At 43.5% G+C, this 19514-nt stretch carries 18 protein-coding genes and 1 pseudogene; 9 read left to right on the forward strand and 10 right to left on the reverse strand.

Going from position 1 to position 19514, the window contains the following annotated elements:
• Window positions 1-359: 359 nt before the first annotated feature.
• The 6 genes from IM485_RS11585 to IM485_RS11610 all read right to left on the reverse strand — a co-directional run bounded on the left by IM485_RS11585 (window position 360) and on the right by IM485_RS11610 (window position 6536).
• Window positions 360-2048, reverse strand: a complete 1689-nt coding sequence (locus IM485_RS11585) for a SulP family inorganic anion transporter (RefSeq protein WP_287743164.1) — start codon at window positions 2046-2048, stop codon at window positions 360-362.
• A 376-nt stretch (window positions 2049-2424) separates the two neighbouring features.
• Window positions 2425-3108: a Mo-dependent nitrogenase C-terminal domain-containing protein gene (locus tag IM485_RS11590; RefSeq protein ID WP_002746178.1), complete on the reverse strand. Its 684-nt coding sequence runs from the start codon at window positions 3106-3108 to the stop codon at window positions 2425-2427.
• Window positions 3109-3352: 244 nt separating this feature from the next.
• Entirely contained in the window at window positions 3353-4738 is a 1386-nt protein-coding gene (locus tag IM485_RS11595) for a UDP-glucose dehydrogenase family protein (RefSeq protein WP_104396610.1), read from the reverse strand.
• Window positions 4739-4783: 45 nt separating this feature from the next.
• On the reverse strand, window positions 4784-5710 hold the full coding sequence (locus tag IM485_RS11600; RefSeq protein WP_104396609.1) for a UDP-glucuronic acid decarboxylase family protein: 927 nt from the start codon (window positions 5708-5710) through the stop codon (window positions 4784-4786).
• Between the two features lie 164 nt (window positions 5711-5874).
• Window positions 5875-6156 carry a type II toxin-antitoxin system VapC family toxin gene (locus IM485_RS11605; protein WP_238141998.1) on the reverse strand — a complete coding sequence of 94 codons (282 nt, stop codon included), beginning with the start codon at window positions 6154-6156 and terminating at the stop codon, window positions 5875-5877.
• A gap of 143 nt (window positions 6157-6299) precedes the next feature.
• Window positions 6300-6536, reverse strand: a complete 237-nt coding sequence (locus IM485_RS11610) for a hypothetical protein (protein ID WP_002746188.1) — start codon at window positions 6534-6536, stop codon at window positions 6300-6302.
• Window positions 6537-6992: 456 nt separating this feature from the next.
• Between IM485_RS11610 and polA the strand changes: the two genes are divergently transcribed.
• The 3 genes from polA to IM485_RS11625 are packed head-to-tail and all read left to right on the forward strand — an operon-like array spanning window position 6993 to window position 10398.
• Window positions 6993-9863 carry a DNA polymerase I gene (polA, locus tag IM485_RS11615; RefSeq protein WP_287743168.1) on the forward strand — a complete coding sequence of 957 codons (2871 nt, stop codon included), beginning with the start codon at window positions 6993-6995 and terminating at the stop codon, window positions 9861-9863.
• Window positions 9864-9867: 4 nt separating this feature from the next.
• Window positions 9868-10113: an NDH complex assembly factor CRR9 gene (locus tag IM485_RS11620; protein ID WP_002736270.1), complete on the forward strand. Its 246-nt coding sequence runs from the start codon at window positions 9868-9870 to the stop codon at window positions 10111-10113.
• A gap of 36 nt (window positions 10114-10149) precedes the next feature.
• Entirely contained in the window at window positions 10150-10398 is a 249-nt protein-coding gene (locus IM485_RS11625; RefSeq protein ID WP_002781454.1) for a heavy-metal-associated domain-containing protein, read from the forward strand.
• 286 nt (window positions 10399-10684) lie between these two features.
• On the opposite strand, the gene IM485_RS11630 is transcribed toward IM485_RS11625, so the two are convergent.
• A complete protein-coding gene (locus tag IM485_RS11630; RefSeq protein WP_287743177.1) occupies window positions 10685-10975 on the reverse strand; it encodes a nucleotidyltransferase family protein in 291 nt (96 codons plus the stop codon).
• A gap of 23 nt (window positions 10976-10998) precedes the next feature.
• Window positions 10999-11292, reverse strand: coding sequence for a type I restriction enzyme HsdR N-terminal domain-containing protein (locus tag IM485_RS11635; RefSeq protein ID WP_238141997.1), 294 nt, complete (start codon window positions 11290-11292; stop codon window positions 10999-11001).
• Window positions 11293-11902: 610 nt separating this feature from the next.
• On the opposite strand from IM485_RS11635, the gene petC reads away from it, so the two are divergent.
• From petC to IM485_RS11655, 4 genes are all read left to right on the forward strand, one after another.
• A complete protein-coding gene (petC, locus tag IM485_RS11640) occupies window positions 11903-12442 on the forward strand; it encodes a cytochrome b6-f complex iron-sulfur subunit (RefSeq protein WP_002781457.1) in 540 nt (179 codons plus the stop codon).
• A gap of 43 nt (window positions 12443-12485) precedes the next feature.
• Complete coding sequence (petA, locus tag IM485_RS11645; RefSeq protein WP_002754684.1) at window positions 12486-13472, forward strand: cytochrome f; 987 nt, start codon at window positions 12486-12488, stop codon at window positions 13470-13472.
• 133 nt (window positions 13473-13605) lie between these two features.
• The gene (locus IM485_RS11650; RefSeq protein ID WP_287743172.1) at window positions 13606-14667 is read left to right on the forward strand and encodes a mannose-1-phosphate guanylyltransferase; all 1062 of its coding nucleotides are present in this window, start codon (window positions 13606-13608) and stop codon (window positions 14665-14667) included.
• Window positions 14668-14968: 301 nt separating this feature from the next.
• The gene (locus tag IM485_RS11655) at window positions 14969-16618 is read left to right on the forward strand and encodes an ABC1 kinase family protein (RefSeq protein ID WP_287743174.1); all 1650 of its coding nucleotides are present in this window, start codon (window positions 14969-14971) and stop codon (window positions 16616-16618) included.
• Window positions 16619-16630: 12 nt separating this feature from the next.
• Here IM485_RS11655 and IM485_RS11660 read toward each other — a convergent pair whose 3' ends face one another.
• Window positions 16631-17038: a hypothetical protein gene (locus tag IM485_RS11660; protein ID WP_104396605.1), complete on the reverse strand. Its 408-nt coding sequence runs from the start codon at window positions 17036-17038 to the stop codon at window positions 16631-16633.
• A gap of 180 nt (window positions 17039-17218) precedes the next feature.
• On the opposite strand from IM485_RS11660, the gene argJ reads away from it, so the two are divergent.
• Window positions 17219-18460: a bifunctional ornithine acetyltransferase/N-acetylglutamate synthase gene (gene argJ, locus IM485_RS11665; protein ID WP_287743179.1), complete on the forward strand. Its 1242-nt coding sequence runs from the start codon at window positions 17219-17221 to the stop codon at window positions 18458-18460.
• A 492-nt stretch (window positions 18461-18952) separates the two neighbouring features.
• Window positions 18953-19378: pseudogene (locus tag IM485_RS11670) on the forward strand (pentapeptide repeat-containing protein); the annotation flags it as partial.
• Between the two features lie 29 nt (window positions 19379-19407).
• Here the strand turns inward: IM485_RS11670 and IM485_RS11675 are convergent.
• The coding region (locus IM485_RS11675; protein ID WP_287638279.1) for a transposase at window positions 19408-19514 on the reverse strand (107 nt) is incomplete at its 5' end.

The raw sequence follows: 19514 nt of genomic DNA on the forward strand, positions 1-19514 counted from the left end.
ATCCGAATGCTTCGCCCCTACAGGACGCGGGCCGATGAAGACGCAAGGTTTTGAAGCACGATTCTCTCAAAATCTTGCACCTGTTTCGCGAGAAAAGCCACAAAACCCTTACCTTGCCTACATTTCACCTTTATTCAGCAAACCCTAAATAGGTTAGGGAAGTGACTTTCGATTAATAATACTAAAATGAACAATAATCTAAAATTAAGCCGACAATGACTAAATGCAACCGACGGAAGCCCAACTTAGACAACTCTATCAGCTAATTTCAATAAAGTCCGAAAACTATGCACGGGTAGGTTCTTTATGGGAGGGGAGGTCGGCGATGACCTTCTCGACCCCTAATGATTTAGTATCAGTCAACGATTTTTAAAAGCTTCGATCGCCGCCGGCAAAGTATAGTAAATTCTCTCCTCGCTAATTTTATCTAACAAGCGGGAACGTTGCAATTCTAAGTACAGATCGTGTTTAACCCTCGCTAGGGCGAAAACTATACCCTGTCTTGATAATTCTGCCGCTAATTCCTCAAGAATCTCCACGGCTGTACTATCCAATTCCCCAAGGGCCTCCGTATTCAAGACAAACCATTCTACCTGTTTTGTCTCCCGGGCAATGGCACTGAGAGCGCGACGTTTAAAGTCGGCCGCATTAGCAAAAAATAAGGGGGCATCGTAACGATAGATAACTAACCCTGGTATTGTTTGCGCTTCTGGCCAATCCTGGAGCGCGTGTAAACCCATCACCCCCGGGACTGTACCCAAGACGGCATCATCAGGCCGAGTAATGCGGGCCAATAAATCGATAACCGAGAGACCGATGGCGATAGCAACCCCGCTTAAAATCCCCGTGGTTAGCACCCCCACCATGGTCAGGACAGCGAGATTAAACTCACTATTGCGAAAGCTTTTTAGTCGTTTAGCGCCGGCAATATCCACCAGTTTACAGGCCGCATAAATCACCAGCGCACCCAAGGCAGCCTTGGGAAAGAGTGCCAGTACTGGACCGAGCAGGAAAATGACCGCCACCACCACCACTGCCACCACCAGGGAGTAAAGTTGACTTTTACTGCCCACGGAATCGCCCACTGCGGTGCGACTGGCGCTGCTGCTGATGGGAAATCCCTGACAAAAACCCGCCGCCAGATTCCCCAGTCCTAGTGCTAAAAATTCTTGATTGGCATCGATTTCTTGGTTATGACGTGCGGCGAAGGCTCTGGCGGTCAAGACGTTATCGGAATAGCCGACCAGGGCAATGCCGACGGCCGCGGTTCCTAGGGGTAGTAATTGGGAAAAATCTAGGGTTGGTAAGCCAAAATTGGGCAAAGTCTTGCTAATTTTCCCCACTACTGCCACCCCTTCTTGATCGAGATGGAGGGTGGCGACGGCGAGGGTTCCCAGTAAAACCGCCAGCAAGGGACCCGGTGCTTTGGGAAAATATTTCTGGATGACAAATAGAAATAGTAACAGCAATAGAGCTAGGCTAAGGGTTGGCCAGTGCCATTGCTTTATTCCCCAGAAAAAAGCGAAAATTTCTTTAAAAACCGTATTTTCACGGATTGACAAACCACTAATTTTACCCAGTTGTCCCGCAATCATGATCACCGCCACTCCCGCCATATAACCGATTAGGATCGGTTTGGAGAGTAAATTAGCTAAAAATCCCAAGCGGGCGATATAACCAACTAAACAGATTAAACCGACCATTAGGGCTAAAAAAGCCGCTAAACTGCCGTAATTTTCCCCTTGAAGGCTCACCAGAGGTGCGATCGCTGCTGCTGTCATCACTGCTGTGGTCGATTCCGGTCCGAGGGATAGTTGCGATGAGGAGCCGAAAAGGGCGTAAACTAGGGCGGCTGGCACGAGAGTCCACAATCCCACCACTGGCTCGACCCCGGCCAGGTCGCCGTAAGCCATACACTGGGGAATAGCGTAGGCTGCCACGGTGACACCGGCGAGGATATCTTTGCCCAGCCACTGCCATTGATAGGAGCGCAGGTTTTTTAGCCCGGGTAAATCAGGAAAATCGACTCGTCGGGAGTTTTTACTCATAGTTTTTCTCTCTTAACGGCGACTTAACCTAATTTTAACGGAAGAATTAGCTAGGGTCTGCTGAAAAAGTTTGTTGGTGGGGGCAGGGTGTGGGCTTCGGCCGTGAGCTCAGCCGAACGGGTGTGGGGTGTGGGGTGTAGGGTTTTACCGATTTTGAGGTAGTCAGTTACCTAATTTTCAGGGAAAAAGTCCCAGAATTTTACCCCCGATCACTCCAAGGGTCAGCACTTTTTGAGGGGAAAAAAGTCTAAAAGCCTTATCCAACAAAGTTTTTAGATTTATTCAGCCAGCCCTAGCTAGGAAAAGCCTTGAGGCTGAGATATTTTATGTCAGCAGGATATTTATACCATTTTAGCCGTAATTTTAGTTAAACTGGCTAAATATACTCGGAAATATCCTCTTGACAATCATCGGCTAAGTATGATAAGGCGCGGAAACGTAAACCGACTAATTGCTCGTAGAGAGGATTTAACTTGCACAGAGGCGGAATATGGACTAATTTATGACCAAACAGTACGATATCCCGTTCAAAAGGACATTGAGGCGGCACCATTTTGCAGATAAACCGGGCCAAGCGCGGATCGTGCATTTCTACCCCATCTAACCAGTCTTTGAGGGGATGCAGCAGATCTGGGTGGGGATGTTCGGCACTGATAAACTCGGATTTATTCGCTTCTGTGGTAATTTCGGGAATTTCACAGATAGTATGTTCTAAAGCTGACAGGGCCTCGATTTCTAACCCGAAAGCATCCCGATAACTACGCAGTAATTGCGCTTCTGCGGGGGAATAAATGCCATCGGCGATCGCTACCATAACCGCCGTGCGGAGGAAGTTTTCTGATATTTTGGGGTCATGACCGAAACTTGCGGCCAATTCTTCGGGACTAATCGATTGATAGAGAACGTGGTCGTCATCTAATTCTAATTCGTGAGCGAAACGGGCGATCGATTCCTGCTCGCTGGTGCTATAATCCCCATCACACCAGGCAATTGTCAGTAATCCCCGTAACCAGTCCCTAACTTGTTCGTTAGTGTAGCGGTATTGAACAGAGCTAACCATAGGTATGTATTGCTAAAACTGATTTCTAGTTTCTCAATTTAATTCTACCCATCGCCCCCGGATTCTAGTGGCTCCTGTTCACATCATGTAACTATAGCCAATAACCCTATGGTCAGCTAGGAATTTTTTGGTTTTCAGGCGGCATAATCGGGCAATTTTCGCCCCTAGGAGCAGGGGTAAGGGTTGGTGCTTCTTGTCCCTTCCCCACCCGCGTTAGTCCTGATAAAAAGGCGGATTGCTGGGATTAACGGCCAATCCCGAGGTAACGGAAACCGGCTGCTGTCACCACCGCAGGATCGAGGAAATTGCGACCATCAATTAACACGGGTTCGCGCATGGTTTTAACCATTTTGCCGTAGTCGAGACGGAGGAATTCTTGCCATTCCGTCACCACCACCAAAGCGTCACAACCATCGGCCAATCTTTCTGGATCCGATTCGATAATCACACCACTGAGACCGTGACTTAAACCACTTTGGGAAACGATCGGATCATAGGCTTTTACCTTAGCACCTAAACGATTTAACTGTTCGATCATGGTTAAAGCCGGAGCATCGCGCATATCATCGGTATCGGGTTTAAAAGTTAATCCCAACAAACCGACGGTTTTACCCTTGAGGATTTTTAATTCCTGTTGCAGTTTTTCGATCGCAATTGTTCGTTGACGTTTGTTAACATTGATGGCGGCGTTAAGTAATTCCGTTTCGTAACCGTAGTCTTCTGCGGTATGTACCAAAGCCGACACATCTTTGGGGAAACAGGAACCCCCCCAACCGATCCCGGCCGAGAGAAACTTGCTGCCGATACGGGAATCTAAACCGATACCTTTAGCCACTTGGGTGACATCGGCCCCGACGCGATCGCAGATGTTAGCTACTTCGTTAATAAAGCTGATTTTGGTGGCTAGGAAGGCATTAGCGGCGTATTTAATCATTTCTGCCGAACTGAGATCCGTAACCACTACGGGAACGGGAGGCAAGGAGGGATCATCAGCAAATTGACGTTCAACCAAAGGCGCGTACAATTCCTTCATCATTTCGATGGCTTTCGGGTTGTTACTGCCTAAAACAATGCGATCAGGGTTAAAAGTATCATAAACTGCCGAACCTTCGCGTAAAAATTCGGGATTGCTGACCACATCGAAATCCGCTTCGATGCGTTCTAGTGTACTAATACCGCCACCAGCGGCCACGAGATTTTTTTGTCTCTCGGCCACGCCATCGAGGACGATCATCCGTACCCAATCCCCAGAACCGATGGGAACGGTAGATTTATTGACGATTACTTTATAACCACCGTTGAGATGGGCTCCAATACCCCGGGCCACCGCTTCCACATAACGGGTGTCACTTTCTCCCGTGGGTAGTGCTGGTGTACCAACAGCGATAAAGAGGATTTCGCCGTGTTTAACTCCCGCTTCTAGGTCCGTGGAAAATTCCAGATTGCCGGAGGCTGCCGAAGACTGCATTAATTCCGATAACCCCGGTTCATAGATGGGGGATTGTCCCGATTTCATTAATTTGACTTTTTCTTCATTGTTGTCAATACAGATCACATGATGGCCGATGTGTGCTAGGCAAACCCCAGTGACTAAACCCACATAACCCGTTCCGATAACACAAACACGCATGATAATCACTCCAGTGACAATTAAGTTAAATTTATTGATTAGGGATTAGCTTAGACGAGAACGGAAATCCTCGATCGTCATTTTTAAACCCTGGTGTAGAGGAATAGTTGGACTCCAATCCAAATAGGTTTTAGCACGAGTGATATCCGGTTGTCGCTGCTTGGGATCATCTTCCGGCAGTGGTTTATAGACCAATTCGGCCTCGGGATTAATCATGCCTTGGATCACTTGTGCTAATTCTAGAATTGTGTATTCGTCGGGATTGCCGAGATTAACCGGCCCGATAAAGTCCCCATTCATCAAACGCATTAACCCTTCCACTAGGTCAGAAACATAGCAAAAACTGCGGGTTTGGGAACCTTGACCATAAACCGTCAGGGGTTCACCGCGCAAAGCTTGCACGACGAAATTACTCACCACTCGACCATCGTTTTCCAACATTCGCGGGCCGTAGGTGTTAAAAATCCGAGCCACCCGGATATCGACCTTATGCTCCCGATAATACTCAAAAGCCAGGGTTTCCGCCACCCTTTTACCTTCGTCATAACAGGAACGCGGTCCAATGCAGTTGACATTACCTCGATATTCTTCCGTTTGGGGATGCACATCAGGATCGCCATAGACTTCTGAGGTAGAAGCGAGCAAAAATCGCGCTTTTACCCTTTTAGCTAGGCCCAGCATATACATAGTCCCTAAAACATTGGTTTTAATCGTTTTGACGGGGTTATATTGATAGTGGATCGGGGAAGCAGGACAGGCCAGGTGATAGATTTGATCGACTTCTAAACGGATCGGCTCGGTGATATCGTGACGAATTAGCTCAAAATAAGGATTTCCTAGCCATTTAACGATATTTCGGCGCGCCCCCGTGTAGAAGTTATCCAGACAGATCACTTCATGACCCTGTTCCATCAAGCGATCGATTAGATGGGAACCAATAAAACCCGCACCACCCGTAACTAGGATTCTCATGTAATCGCAAAGCACACATATAAAATTATTCTTAAAATACCCTTACGCTGGCTTTTTGGCAAATATTTTTTTGACGAGGTGTTATCAGCGATCGCCGATGCCAGGCTAATGGCTGGGTAATCCTTAAAAAATGTAACAATTTTCGTAGTCATCCCTACAGAGTTCTATATCGTCCAATCCTGTAGGCGTAAATTAGGGATTTGAGAGAAATCACGATAATTGCGTGTTACTAAAATACTGTTTTCTGATAAACTAATCGCTGCAATTCTTAAATCTTGTGTTCCTATACGAATTTTTTGCTCCCGTAATTCTCTGAAATGATAATGAGCTTCTAAAGTATAGTTCAAAATTTTAAATTTGCTCAGATAATTAACTATATCTCTCAAACCTTGATAGCCTTTGATTAACTTTTCATATTGATTGCTTTGAGAGTATTTTCTGATCACGCTGAACCATCCTCTTACTTGTTATTCTAAAGTAATAATTGTTATAGCCGTATCATCAGGATCGATAGACGCTACTCTCCGAACTAAGTTCGGATGTAGTTTTTGCAGTAGGGTTATATGATCGGTATCTAATATATATTGAGTCACGGTGTTTCAACTTGTTGACTGTCTTCTTGGTCAACTTTTTGACGATAGGTTTCTATACTCTCTATGACTTCATCTAAGAGGGGATTATAGGTTAGTGTAACTGGTATATTGAGCAGTGGATGCTCTTGTTGTTGTTTTTTCTGCGCTAATTTTTCAAATAATTGGTTTTGTTCTTCTAAAGAAAGTTGATCGATAGATTCTATAATCTGGCTAAGAGAAAGATGAGGAGTCATAAATTACAAGCCTTTTTGACTAGATATTGATGCTAGTGTAGCATAATTCCCTTCGCTAACAGCTTTAAAACAGATCCTACAGTAATCCGCATTTTTCTGATAGTTCCCTAGTGGTACAAACAGGATGCCTGTAAATGACATTGATGCAATTGGTAAGCTGTTCGTAATTTAAATTGCTTGTTGAGACGAGGCAAGAGGCAAGAGGCAACAGTAAAGGGATTGAGGGAGATTCGGCTAATCTTAAGAATAAGCACTTTAAATGCGTCTTAGCTTAGCACAGGCATCCGCCGCCTGTAAAGAGATAGAAAGATTTAAGGTTAGAACAAGGCCAGCATCTGTTATAGTCTAATACAGAAGAAACTCCCTTGTCAAATTTAGGCAAATTCGGGCAAAATAGGGGATGTAAATTTTATACACTATTTAGTATTATTTTGATAGGACTAAAGAGGCTAGATTATGACCAGTGCCGAGCAAAATAAGCTATTTATCCTGATCGATGGGCATTCTTTGGCTTTTCGTGCCTATTATGCCTTTGCTAAGTCTCGTTCGGGACCTCTGCGTACTTCTACTGGCATTCCCACCAGTGTTTGTTTTGGGTTTTTAAATTCTCTGCTGCAGTTACTAGAAACTCAAAAACCCACTTATTTAGCAGTTGCTTTTGATTTAGCAGCTCCTTCTTTTCGCCATGAAGCTGATGTTAATTATAAGGCTAATCGGCAAGAAACTCCCGAAGAATTTCGCCCCGATTTAACTAATCTGCAAAGTCTCTTGGCAGCGATGAATATTCCTATTGTGACTTCTCCGGGTTATGAAGCAGATGATGTTTTAGGAACTTTGGCAAAACAGGCCGGCGATAATGGTTATACAGTCAAGATTTTAACAGGCGATCGAGATTTATTCCAATTGGTAGATGAGGAGAAAAAAACCACGGTTCTCTATCTGGATATTAATGCGGTCAAAAGTACCTCTGGCCAGGGTTATACAGAATTTAATTCCCAAGCTGTCACGGAAAAGTTAGGGGTGACACCAAAACAGGTAGTAGATTTTAAGGCTCTTTGCGGTGACAAGTCTGATAATATCCCCGGGGTGCGCGGAATTGGCGAAAAAACAGCGATAGATTTATTAAAAAAATACGATAACTTAGAGGATATATATACCAATCTGGAATCGATTAAGGGAATGGTAAAAACTAAATTATTAGAGGGAAAAACCGCCGCCGAAAGTTCTCGCTATTTAGCCAAAATTGCCCTTGATGCCCCCGTTAGTCTCGAAGAGGATAAATTTCGTCTCCGAGGTTTTGATCGGCGTTTAGTTAAACCTTTATTGGAAAAATTAGAGTTAAAGAAAATTCTCCAAAAACTCGATCAAATTCAACAGCATCTAGGTGGCACTCCTACCCTAGAATTAACTAGCGATGCTGATTCTAATCAATTGTCTCTGTTTGATTTACCCCCTATTTCTCCACCGGTTCTAATTGCTCCCGACATTATTGATACTATTCCTAAGTTAGATGCTTTACTGGCAAAATTAACAACTTTCACTAATCCACATTTTCCTGTCGCTTGGGATACCGAAACCACGGATTTAAATCCTCGTGTAGCCAAATTAGTCGGGATCGGTTGCTGTTGGGGAAAAGAATTAAATTCTCTGGCCTATATTCCCATCGGCCACCAGAGCGGTGATAATTTAAATCTAGAGATAGTTATCGAAAAATTACGCCCAATTTTAGCGGGTGATAATTATCCGAAAGTCTTCCAGAATGCGAAATTTGATATTGATGTTTTTTATCATCAAGGAATTACCGTTAAAGGTCTAGTTTTTGATACTATGGTGGCTAGTTATGTCCTCCATCCCGAACTAACTCATAATCTCGAAGATTTATGCGATCGCTATTTAGACGGTATCACTTCTCTTAGTTATAAAAGTCTCGGTATTCCTGCGGGAAAAACCATCGCTGATTTAGATATTACCACCACTGCTAACTACTGCGGATTAGATGCCTATGCTACCTATTTACTTCGAGAAAAATTACAAGCAGAATTAACTAAAATTCCCTCTTTATATCAATTATTCTCAGAGGTAGAATCTCCCTTAGTCATGGTGCTGTGGCAGATGGAAAATTATGGTATAAAAATTAATGTCAATTATCTAAAAAACTTGTCCCAGCAACTAGAAAGAGACCTAGCAGACATAGAAAAAAATGCCTACGAATCTATCGGAGAAACTTTTAATCTTGGCTCTCCTAAACAGTTAAGTGAAATCCTCTTCGATCGATTGGCACTCAATCGCAAAAAATCCAGAAAAACTAAAACAGGTTACTCCACCGATCAAAGTGTTTTAGAGAAACTACAAGGCGATCATCCCTTAGTTGATTATATACTTGAACATCGTACCTTATCTAAATTAAAATCCACCTATGTGGATGCTTTACCGAAATTAGCCGAACCAAAAACCGCAAGAGTACATACAGATTTTAATCAAACCATCACCAGCACCGGACGCTTATCATCCTCCAATCCTAACCTACAAAATATCCCCATTCGCAGTGAATTTTCCAGACGAATTCGTCAAGCTTTTATTCCCGAAGATGGTTACTTATTAGTATCAGCGGACTACTCACAAATCGAGTTAAGAATTCTGGCTCATCTCAGTCAAGAACCAGTTTTATTAGAAGCTTATCGTAGTAATCAAGATGTTCATAAAGTCACCGCTCAATTGCTCTTTGATAAAGGGGAAATTACCTCCGAAGAACGCAGTTTAGGAAAAACAATTAACTTCGGGGTTATTTATGGCATGGGAGCGCAAAAATTCGCCCGTGAATCGAAATTAACCGTAGAACAGGGCAGAAAATTTATTGAAAAATATCATCAACGTTATGCCCAAGTATTTGAGTATTTAGAGAATAGCAAAAAACAAGCGATCGCTCAGGGATATGTGGAAACAATTTTGGGCAGAAGACGTTATTTTAACTTCGATAATCCTCTCTTAAAAAGACTGCGAGGACTGTCCTTACATGACATCGATTTAGATAGCCTCAAACTCAACAACGAGGAAGCACAATTATTAAGATCGGCCGCTAATGCGCCCATTCAGGGTTCCAGTGCTGATATTATTAAAGTAGCGATGGTAAAATTGGCCGAGGTACTGCAAAATTATCGAGCGAGATTACTGCTGCAAGTCCATGATGAATTAGTCTTGGAAGTACCGAGGGAAGAATGGCCATCCCTAGAGTCAAAAATCAAGACGACTATGGAAGAAGCTGTCTCCTTGACGATCCCTCTCTTGGTAGAAATTAAAGCCGGTGACAATTGGATGGAAACCAAATAAAACTATGATCGAAAACAGACAATTTTTAACCCCAGAAGAATCCGCAGATGTGGACGCTGCCCTCTTGACTTCTCCCGAAAAATTCCTGACTCGTTTAACGATTTCTTCCCTACGCTTACTAAAAATAATCGCCGAAGATACGGGAGTAACCCTAGAAGAACTAACCCATAAACAGGTCATTCAATGGCTAGAAAAAGATAGTAAACTGCGTCGGGAACAGGGGATCGAAGCGGCAGTGCTGAAATGGTAAATAAACTCTTAAAAAATCAGCTACCCCTGACAATTTATGCTAGTTTTTAGCTATAAAGTTACTGGAGTTACAACAATGACAATTACCCTAAAAGTGCCTAGTATTGCCTGTGAAGGTTGCGCTAATACCATTACTAAAGCGATTAACAATCAGCAACCAGCAGCCCAAATATCGGTGGATGTAGCCAATAAAATCGTCACGGTAGAAACCACCGCATCCCGCGCAGAAATTGCCCAATGGATCAGCGAAGTCGGCCATACTGTTGAGTCTAGCAGTGAGGGTTGACATTCTCCCCCGTTAAAAATAAACCTCTCTGGTAAAAATCCAGGGTAGTTCTATTTTTGTGTTGTTCAGATTAGGTTTACTCCCAAGCTTTCTAGTTGTTGGTTTATCCAAGCGGTTGCCGTTTCTTCCTCGGTTTCTATCGCTTTTTCTACTCCTATTTTAGGAATTTCTAAGAGTTGTTTGAATTTTGCTTTTAAAGCACTCTTAGAGTAAATGTGCGATCACTTTCAAAAGTTCTGTTAATTTATTTTTCCATCAGTATAGCGCAAAATACGTCTGATAGCATTTACAATGAGGCATATATAATCTGTGCTGATTCTAAAATGTTTTTACATCTTAGCCAGTTATCACTCCGTTTGAGTGATGCTTTCACAATTAAATCTACTTTTCGATCAAAAATTGCTTGCAGTTCATCGCGCATTTGTAGAGTTTCGGTTAAACCTCGTTTAGCAGTTGGGGAAAAGGTAATTAAAATATCAATATCGCTATCTGAACGGAAATCTTCGCGTAAAACTGAACCAAATAATGCTAATTCGGTGACTTGCCACTTTTGACAAAATGCTTTAATTTGCTCCATTGGTAGATTTATTTTTGTGTTCATCAGATTAGGTTTACTCCCAAGCTTTCTAGTCTGCCAAAATTAACACCATACTCCACCTGAATGCGACTGAGAGGATAATGTAAGCGATCGATTAAAACCCTTAAATATAATTGTCTAATCGCTTCTTCTGGGGTAAGTTTAATCTCTTTTTTCCTTACTAAGCAAATTGTATAAGGAGCTTCCCCATTTTTCGTCTTTTTAAGCGTAATTGTCTGCTCTAATTGCTCAATTTCTGCTGGCGTAAACTGGGACAACTTATAACTTGAGTCTTTGAGAATATCAGCTAATTTCATGGGTTAAAGATGATAGAGATAAATAAAAATTTTTATACCGAGCCTTGAAAGAAATCCCAGCCTTGACAAATTGAGTTAAGTAATCTACTGATGCGAGAATTTTCTATTTTTCAGAATTTGGCTCTCTTATTCTCTGTGTGATAAGTTTAACTCAATATAGTAGCGATCGATCTTTGTGTCCTTTGTGTCTGGAGTGGTTCGTTCCACTCACTCGCCGGCAAGACTGTATTTTAGAATACATTTTACCCACCAAACCTAAGAGAGCGCAGAATTTTCCCTGTACAAGCCGGTAGGCATGACTTGAAATCATTGTATTCTTGGCTATTAACTTAAGTTAAAGATATATGGGGACTTAACTTTTCCATTGGATCAAATTTTTTAAGATTCTTTCGATGTTTGCGGTTTCTCATCTCGGCAAAAGCGATCAAACAGCGATCGCATTTGGGGCAGCTTTGCTGTGGCAATTGTCCGTGACTCAATATCTGTAATAATCTAATACAGCCCTTGTAAACCTTCTTTAAGCTCTGGGTTTTCGTCTTGATCGAGATGCACAAAATCGCCCTTAGATGAGAATTAGTTTACAAAAATTTACATTTGGAGATAAGGAGCAATGAGTCAAGTTTCCGGTACAGATGTTCCCGATTTGGGGCGTCGTCAATTTATGAACCTGTTGACCTTTGGTACAATTACCGGAGTAGCGGCGGGTGCTTTGTATCCGATTGTTAAGTATTTTATTCCCCCCTCGGCCGGTGGTACGGGTGGCGGTGTCACCGCTAAAGATGCCCTAGGCAATGATGTGATTGTCAGTCAATTTCTGACCAGCCATAACGCTGGCGATCGCACCTTAGCCCAAGGTTTAAAAGGCGACCCCACCTATTTAGTCGTCCAAGAGGACAAAACCCTGGCCAACTACGGAATTAACGCCGTCTGTACCCACTTAGGTTGTGTGGTGCCTTGGAATGCCAGCGAGGAAAAATTCATGTGTCCTTGCCACGGTTCCCAGTACAATGCCGAAGGAAAAGTAGTTCGCGGTCCAGCGCCTCTATCCTTAGCCCTCGCCCATGCCAACGTCACCGATAATGATAAAGTCGTCTTCTCCACTTGGACGGAAACCGACTTCCGCACCGGTGAAGAACCCTGGTGGTCCTAGATTATTCAATGTGACGAGATTTGGAATTATTCAACCGATAGAGATGAGAACATTCAACTTTTTAAGCTTCCCGCAAGTCCACAGACAGGCCCTAGTGAAAGCTGTCCTCGTGGCGATCGCTACCGTTTCCCTACTCCTAACCAGCGATGTCATTAACCCCCAATCTGCCCAAGCATATCCTTTTTGGGCGCAACAAACCGCCCCGGAAACCCCCAGAGAGGCCACAGGTCGGATTGTCTGCGCGAACTGCCATTTAGCCCAAAAACCCGCCGAAATTGAAATCCCCCACTCGGTATTACCCGATAGCGTCTTTGAAGCAGTGGTAAAAATCCCCTACGATCCCGCCAGTCAACAGGTGTTAGGAGACGGATCTAAGGGGGGTTTAAACGTCGGTGCAGTCTTAATGCTACCAGATGGTTTTAAAATCGCGCCCCCCGATCGCATTCCCGAAGAAATGCAGGAAAAACTCGGTGGAGTCTATTTCCAATCCTACAAAGAAGGTCAAGATAACGTGGTTATCGTCGGCCCCTTACCCGGGGATCAATACAAAGAAATCGTTTTCCCCGTCCTGGCCCCCGATCCTAGCCAAAATAAAGGTATTCACTTCGGTAAATATGCTGTGCATTTAGGGGCCAATCGCGGTCGCGGTCAAGTGTACCCCACCGGTGAACCGAGCAATAATAACGCTTTCAAAGCTTCTACCGCAGGTACAATTAGCCAGATCAGCAAAACCGAAGCCGGTGGTTATGAAGTCACCATCACTTCTGAAGCTGGCCCCGTGGTGGAAAATATTCCCGCAGGTCCTGAGTTAATCGTCTCGGAAGGTCAAGCGATCGAAGTGGGACAATTTTTAACCAGTAACCCCAATGTCGGCGGTTTTGGTCAAAAAGAGACGGAAGTTGTCCTGCAAAATCCCGGCCGGATCAAAGGATTAGTTTTATTCCTCGGTGGTATTATGCTCTGCCAAATCCTCTTAGTTATTAAGAAAAAACAAGTGGAAACAGTACAAGCGGCCGAAATGAATTTCTAATCGCAATATTTCGGTTATTTTTGCTAGAAAGCGGGTTATTTGCCCGCTTTTTAGCTTTGGATCGGGAAAACGCTCACCCCTCGCTGCCGTCTGATACAATCGGTTCAACTTAACCGATAAGTGTCAATTTTTTATGAATCAGTCGCTTGTTCCAGTCATTCTCGCCGGTGGTAAAGGGGAACGTTTTTGGCCTCTCAGTCGTCTAGCGCGTCCGAAACAGTTTCTCTGTCTTGATGGTAGTGGTCGCAGTCTTTTACAAGCAACGGCCGATCGTCTATTATCTTTAGGGGCAGGTTGGGAAAATCTCTGGGTAATTACCGCTAGTGCAATCGCTGATGGTGTCCGCGAACAACTGCCCGATTTACCGGAGAGTAACCTATTAGTGGAACCGGTGGGCAAGGATACAGCCCCGGCTGTGACTTGGGCTACTTTAGAAGTGATAAAACGTTATGGTAAAGAAGTGGCGATCGGTTTTTTTCCTGCCGATCATTATATTGGTAATCAAGAGGCTTATATTAACACTTTAAAAGCGGCCGTAGAAGTGGCCGTCAGCCAAAAAGCGATCGTTACTTTAGGGATTAAACCCGATTATCCCTCCACCGGTTACGGTTATATCGAACAGGGAGAAAATCAAGGCGAATTTAATGGTTTACCCGTCTATAAAGTGAGTCGTTTTACGGAAAAACCCGATCGCACCACGGCCGAAAAATTCCTAGAAACGGGACTTTTTAGCTGGAATAGCGGAATGTTTATCTTTCAGGGACAAGTGGTTTTAGAGGAGCTAAAAACCCACGCTAATAATATTTTACAACCTCTGAGCGATCGGGGCATCGCTGCCTATGAGGATTTAGAGAAAAAAAGTATCGATTATGCTTTGATGGAAAAAACCCAACTCGCTTACGTTTTACCCGCTAATTTCGGTTGGGATGATCTGGGAGATTGGAATTCTCTGGAAAGATTACTGGAAGCAAAGGGCAAAAATATTGAACTGGCCAATCATGTCGGTTTGGATACGGAGGGGGCTATTATCTATGCTAGTGATGAGGAAGAAGTGATCGTTACTATTGGTTTAAAAGATCTGGTAATTGTTCGCGACGGTAAAGCGACTCTCGTTGTCCACAAAGATCGTACCCAAGATATTAAACAAGTTCTCAAACAATTACAAACCGATCCCAAATTGAGGAAATTGTTATAGGATCGATATTAGTTACCAGCTTTTTCAGTAATCAGTAAACAGTAATCAGTGAAAAGACAGTAGGAAACCTCTATTTAAGTAAGTAGTTATAATTAAATTGAAGATAGATTTTGTCTCTGATCCCCCCTGCCCCCCTTGATAAGGGGGGTGTCGATCCCCCCTTAGTCCCCCCTTGATAAGGGGGGTATTTGATAATTTTTAACGCCTACCTACTTAATACTGCTCACTTAAAACTCAAATCTGATAACTGATAACTTCCCCACTGATAACTGATAACTGATCACTGATAACTGATAATACCGTGTTCTCACTACCCCAAACCAGTCAAAGACAAAAAGAAATCCTTGAGATAGTTCTCGGCAACGGTTGGGACTATATGCGCGGGGTTTTAACCCTAGGAAAAACAGAAAATCCCCAGATTCCCACCCCAGAAGTTCTCAAAAAAATTCTCGTGGAATTGGGGCCTTTTTACGTCAAATTGGGACAGTTACTTAGTACCCGTCCCGATCTGCTACCTGCTAATTATATCGAGGCTTTAACTGCTCTACAAGCGCAAGTTCCTCCCGTTGCTTGGACAGATATAGAAATAGTCATCACTGAACAGTTAGCAAAACCGATCGAACAGGTATTTAAGTATATTAATCCCCAACCGATCGCCGCGGGATCGATCGGGCAAATTCATCGGGCAACTTTATTATCTGGGGAGGAAGTAGCGATTAAAGTCTTGCGTCCGGGGATCGAAAAAATTGTCGCCCAAGATAGTGCCTTAATTAAGGGAATTGCTGATTTAGTTGCCCTAACAGAATTTGGTCAAACTTATGACGTTGTTAACTTAGCAGAGGAGTTTATTAAAGCAGTCAATGCGGAATTAGATTTCACCCAAGAAGGTCATTATACTGACCAATTACGCTATAATTTAACCCAGAGTCGGTGGTCAGAACCCAAACAGTTAGTTATTCCTAAAATTTATTGGGACTTAACTAATTCCAAGCTATTAGTGCTAGAATGGTTAGAAGGAAAACAAATTTTAGAGGCCGATGTTTCTAGACCGCCAACTGAGCAAGCAATTTCCCAAAGAAAAAGTGAAATAACTAGAATTTTGTTTCGGTCATTTTTTCAACAAATTTATATTGATGGCTTCTTTCATGCCGATCCTCACCCGGGTAATATTTTCTATCTTGACGATGGTAGAGTAGCTTTAATTGACTGTGGTATGGTGGGCAGATTAGACCCACAAACTCAACAAATTTTAACAGAATTGTTATTAGCAATTGTTGACTTAGATGCGAAAAGATGCAGTCAACTAACTATTAAATTATCCGAGTCAGTAGTCCCGATTACTTTAGTACAATTAGAGGTGGATTATGAGCGGATGTTGCGAAAATATTATAACCTCAATTTAAATCAAATTAACTTTAGTGAGGTGGTTTATGAACTTTTGCAAATTGCCCGTCGCAATAGAATTAAACTTCCGGGTAATTTAGGTTTATTTGCCAAAAGTCTCGCTAATCTAGAAGGAACTGCCCGAAAATTTAATCCTGATATTAATATCCTAGAAGAAGTTAAACCGCTATTAACTAATATTCTTGAACAACAGTTAATCGGTAGCACTCCCCTACAAACTGCCCTAAGAACAGTTTTAGACTTGAAATCTTTTTCCCTGAAATATCCCCGTCAAATCGAAGTTTTACTAGATGGTTTAACCTCGGAAACTTTAAATGTTAATCTGAAAATTCGCGACTTAGATAATCTCCGTCGCAGTTTAGATAATTCCGCCAATCGACTAGCTTTTAGTGTGATTATTGGTTCCTTAATTATCGGGGCCGCCATTGTCACAGCCAGCACCCAATCTCGGCAATTAACTATTATTAGTACCGTATTATTTGCTACAGCTAGTTTTATCGGTTTATGGTTAGTTGTCGGTATCCTGCGATCAGGAAGATTGCGCTAGAAATTCTCCCCATTAAATTAAGATTTGTTGTTGTAAAAATTTCGCCCACCGACTAGCCAATTCAACTTCAGTAAAAGGAATTTTTTCAGGCGATCGCTCCTTAAAAATAAATTCTAGAAAAGGGGAACCCTGCGTGGGAAGAGCATCTAAATCCACCACTTGATTATTAACTAGCAGACGGATTTCTTTGACCTCCTCTAGGTAAAAAGTTTGTAAATTAATCACTCCCTTACGAGTTGGTTTTCCCCAAGTGATAATTTTATCTTTTTGACCTAAGACAGAATATATATCATACTTAGCTCGATCGAAGTTTTCCGCCCATTGTCGATAGATTTCCACTTTTTGGTATTCATTCCAACCACTCCAAGCCAACCAAATAAACAGAATTAATAAAGGTGTCCACAATAAACCGCGTTCCATAAACTATCGCCCCAAAATCCTGGTCAATTAATCGTATTTTAGGCTAATTTGCAGCCAGTAATTATCAGCCGTCGGCCTTTTTTCCCCACTTCCCAACCCGAAACGGTCAAACCCTTTGCTAATTTTTGGCTTTTTACTTGCTATAATCGAGTGTCGAATTTGAGTAGGAGACGGGAGAAAATGGCCGATTGGCAGGAAATAGAGGGGGGGATCACGGCCCCAAAAGGATTTAAATCCGCAGGGATGGCCGCGGGGCTAAAACCGTCCGGTTTGCCCGATTTAGCCCTAATTGTCTCGGAAACAGAAGCGATCGCCGCCGGAGTCTTTACCACCAGTCAAGTGCGGGCCGCTTGCGTCGATTATTGCCGTCAACGCCTACAAACTAAAGCCAGCGCCAGGGCGATTTTGTGTAATGCTGGCCAAGCAAACGCCGCCACGGGGGAAGCCGGATGGCAAGACGCTCTCGATAGTGCCGCCGCCTTGAGCCAAGTTTTAGGGATTCCCGCCGATGCAATTTTGCTGGCTTCTACGGGAGTGATCGGGCAACGGATTCGCATGGATGCGTTAACCGCCGCTTTACCGACCTTAGCAGGTTTATTGTCGGAAAATGGTGGCGAAAGCACGGCCCGGGCGATTATGACCACGGATCTAGTCCCCAAATCGATCGCCTTGCAAACCACTATCGATGGTCGTCCGGTCACAATTGGGGGAATTGCCAAGGGATCGGGGATGATTCACCCGAATATGGCGACGATGCTCTCCTTTATTACCTGTGATGCCGCAGTATCGACGGTTCTCTGGCAAAATATGTTAAGTCGGGCGGCTAATAAAAGTTTTAATCAGATTACGGTAGATGGGGACACCAGTACCAATGACAGTCTGATCGCCTTGGCTAACGGTCAATCGCGCACCACAGCGATCACAGAAATGGGCCGGGATGCCCAAAAGTTAGAGGCCATGTTAACGGAAGTTTGTCAATACTTGGCTAAAGCGATCGCCCGGGATGGGGAAGGAGCCACCTGTTTAATAGAAGTGCGGGTTTCGGGGGCGGCCGATGATCAGTCCGCTCGTCAGATTGCTCGCACCATTGCCGGTTCTTCCTTAGTAAAATCGGCGGTTTTCGGTCGAGATCCCAACTGGGGACGAATTGCGGCGGCCGCGGGCCGGGCCGGGGTTGTCTTCCATCAAGAAGATCTACAAATTAAGTTAGGCGACTTCGTGATGATGGAAAATGGTCAACCTCTGGCGTTTGATCGAGCTAGTGCCAGTAATTACCTGAAAGCGGCAGCAAGCGGGTCTTATTTACGAGAAGATACCGTTTTAATGTCTATCTGTATCGGTAACGGTTCGGGAACAGGTACGGCCTGGGGTTGCGATCTTAGTTACGATTACGTCAAAATTAACGCCGAGTACACCACTTAGGGTTTGCTGAAAAAGCTTTTCCTAGGGGCAGGGTGTGGGGTGTGGGGTGTGGGGTGTGGGGTGTGGGGTTTTACCTATTTTCAGGAGGTCAATTAGCTAATTTTCAGGGAAAAAGTACCTGAATTTTTCCCCCAATCACTCCAAAGGTCGGCACTTTTTGAGGGAAAAAAAGTCTAAAAGTCTGATCCAACAAGGTTTTTAGATTTATTCAGCAAGCTCTACTTAAAGCGATCGATTCTGTAAACAGGCTCTCTTGTCCTTGCTGGATTGTATCGCAACAGCTTGATCAAAGGTTGACGTTAGGCTCTAGTCTATACCGACAATCTCGATGATCGATCCTGTTGATTACACAGCAGCCAAGAGAGCCGATTACTCGATTAACAGATAAACTTTAATGGTTGGATTTTACTCTCTTTCAACCAACCTCGAAAACAGTTTTGTCAGTCCCTCAGTTTCTTGGCAAAATCCATCTATTGGTGGGGAAAACGCTGCATGGTTCCGAAAAAATCACCACGAATTCCTTTAGAATTGCACCAGATCAAGGCTCACGAGTTTTATCAAAAACGGCTGGCATCGGGTAAAGAAGGCAATGAGATAGATGACTGGCAGCAAGCGAAAGAATATTTTAGCCAACATCCCAGAGCGATTCTTGCTTGGAATCTAAAGATGCCCTATCGCGGGGGAAAAAGGCTAATTAAAAGATTGTTGCTATCGCTCCAGTCTCTTGTCAGAGTTGCTTGGAAACTGCTAATCTTTCCCTTCTGGCTATTTCAGCAAATACCGGGGCTTTTTGCCCGTGAAGACAAAGACAGCCGCACCTTTGCCATTGAGGTGGTCAAAACGATTATTTCTGCCCTGGGATTAATTGCTACCCTTTCGGCAGGAATCGGGCTTTTTGTCAATTATCTCAATTCTCGGCTCTTCTGGTTTTCGTGTGTTAATTTTTGTTATGAATTAAAGCAAGCAAACAGCTTAAGTCGAAGATGTTGAAAATTGGTAAATCCATAACTCATTCTTTTAATAAGCTTTATTTTGGTATTCATTCCCTCAATTA

It is taken from the genome of Microcystis sp. M169S2, assembly GCF_020245865.1.
Classification (GTDB): domain Bacteria; phylum Cyanobacteriota; class Cyanobacteriia; order Cyanobacteriales; family Microcystaceae; genus Microcystis; species Microcystis ichthyoblabe_A.

Bases quoted from the DNA above. Each gene is read 5' to 3' on its own strand.
- IM485_RS11585 (WP_287743164.1), bottom strand. From the start codon at position 2,048: ATGAGTAAAAACTCCCGACGAGTCGATTTTCCTGATTTACCCGGGCTA.
- IM485_RS11590 (WP_002746178.1), bottom strand. From the start codon at position 3,108: ATGGTTAGCTCTGTTCAATACCGCTACACTAACGAACAAGTTAGGGAC.
- IM485_RS11595 (WP_104396610.1), bottom strand. From the start codon at position 4,738: ATGCGTGTTTGTGTTATCGGAACGGGTTATGTGGGTTTAGTCACTGGG.
- IM485_RS11600 (WP_104396609.1), bottom strand. From the start codon at position 5,710: ATGAGAATCCTAGTTACGGGTGGTGCGGGTTTTATTGGTTCCCATCTA.
- IM485_RS11610 (WP_002746188.1), bottom strand. From the start codon at position 6,536: ATGACTCCTCATCTTTCTCTTAGCCAGATTATAGAATCTATCGATCAA.
- polA (WP_287743168.1), top strand. From the start codon at position 6,993: ATGACCAGTGCCGAGCAAAATAAGCTATTTATCCTGATCGATGGGCAT.
- IM485_RS11620 (WP_002736270.1), top strand. From the start codon at position 9,868: ATGATCGAAAACAGACAATTTTTAACCCCAGAAGAATCCGCAGATGTG.
- IM485_RS11625 (WP_002781454.1), top strand. From the start codon at position 10,150: ATGCTAGTTTTTAGCTATAAAGTTACTGGAGTTACAACAATGACAATT.
- IM485_RS11630 (WP_287743177.1), bottom strand. From the start codon at position 10,975: ATGGAGCAAATTAAAGCATTTTGTCAAAAGTGGCAAGTCACCGAATTA.
- IM485_RS11635 (WP_238141997.1), bottom strand. From the start codon at position 11,292: ATGAAATTAGCTGATATTCTCAAAGACTCAAGTTATAAGTTGTCCCAG.
- petC (WP_002781457.1), top strand. From the start codon at position 11,903: ATGAGTCAAGTTTCCGGTACAGATGTTCCCGATTTGGGGCGTCGTCAA.
- petA (WP_002754684.1), top strand. From the start codon at position 12,486: ATGAGAACATTCAACTTTTTAAGCTTCCCGCAAGTCCACAGACAGGCC.
- IM485_RS11650 (WP_287743172.1), top strand. From the start codon at position 13,606: ATGAATCAGTCGCTTGTTCCAGTCATTCTCGCCGGTGGTAAAGGGGAA.
- IM485_RS11660 (WP_104396605.1), bottom strand. From the start codon at position 17,038: ATGGAACGCGGTTTATTGTGGACACCTTTATTAATTCTGTTTATTTGG.
- argJ (WP_287743179.1), top strand. From the start codon at position 17,219: ATGGCCGATTGGCAGGAAATAGAGGGGGGGATCACGGCCCCAAAAGGA.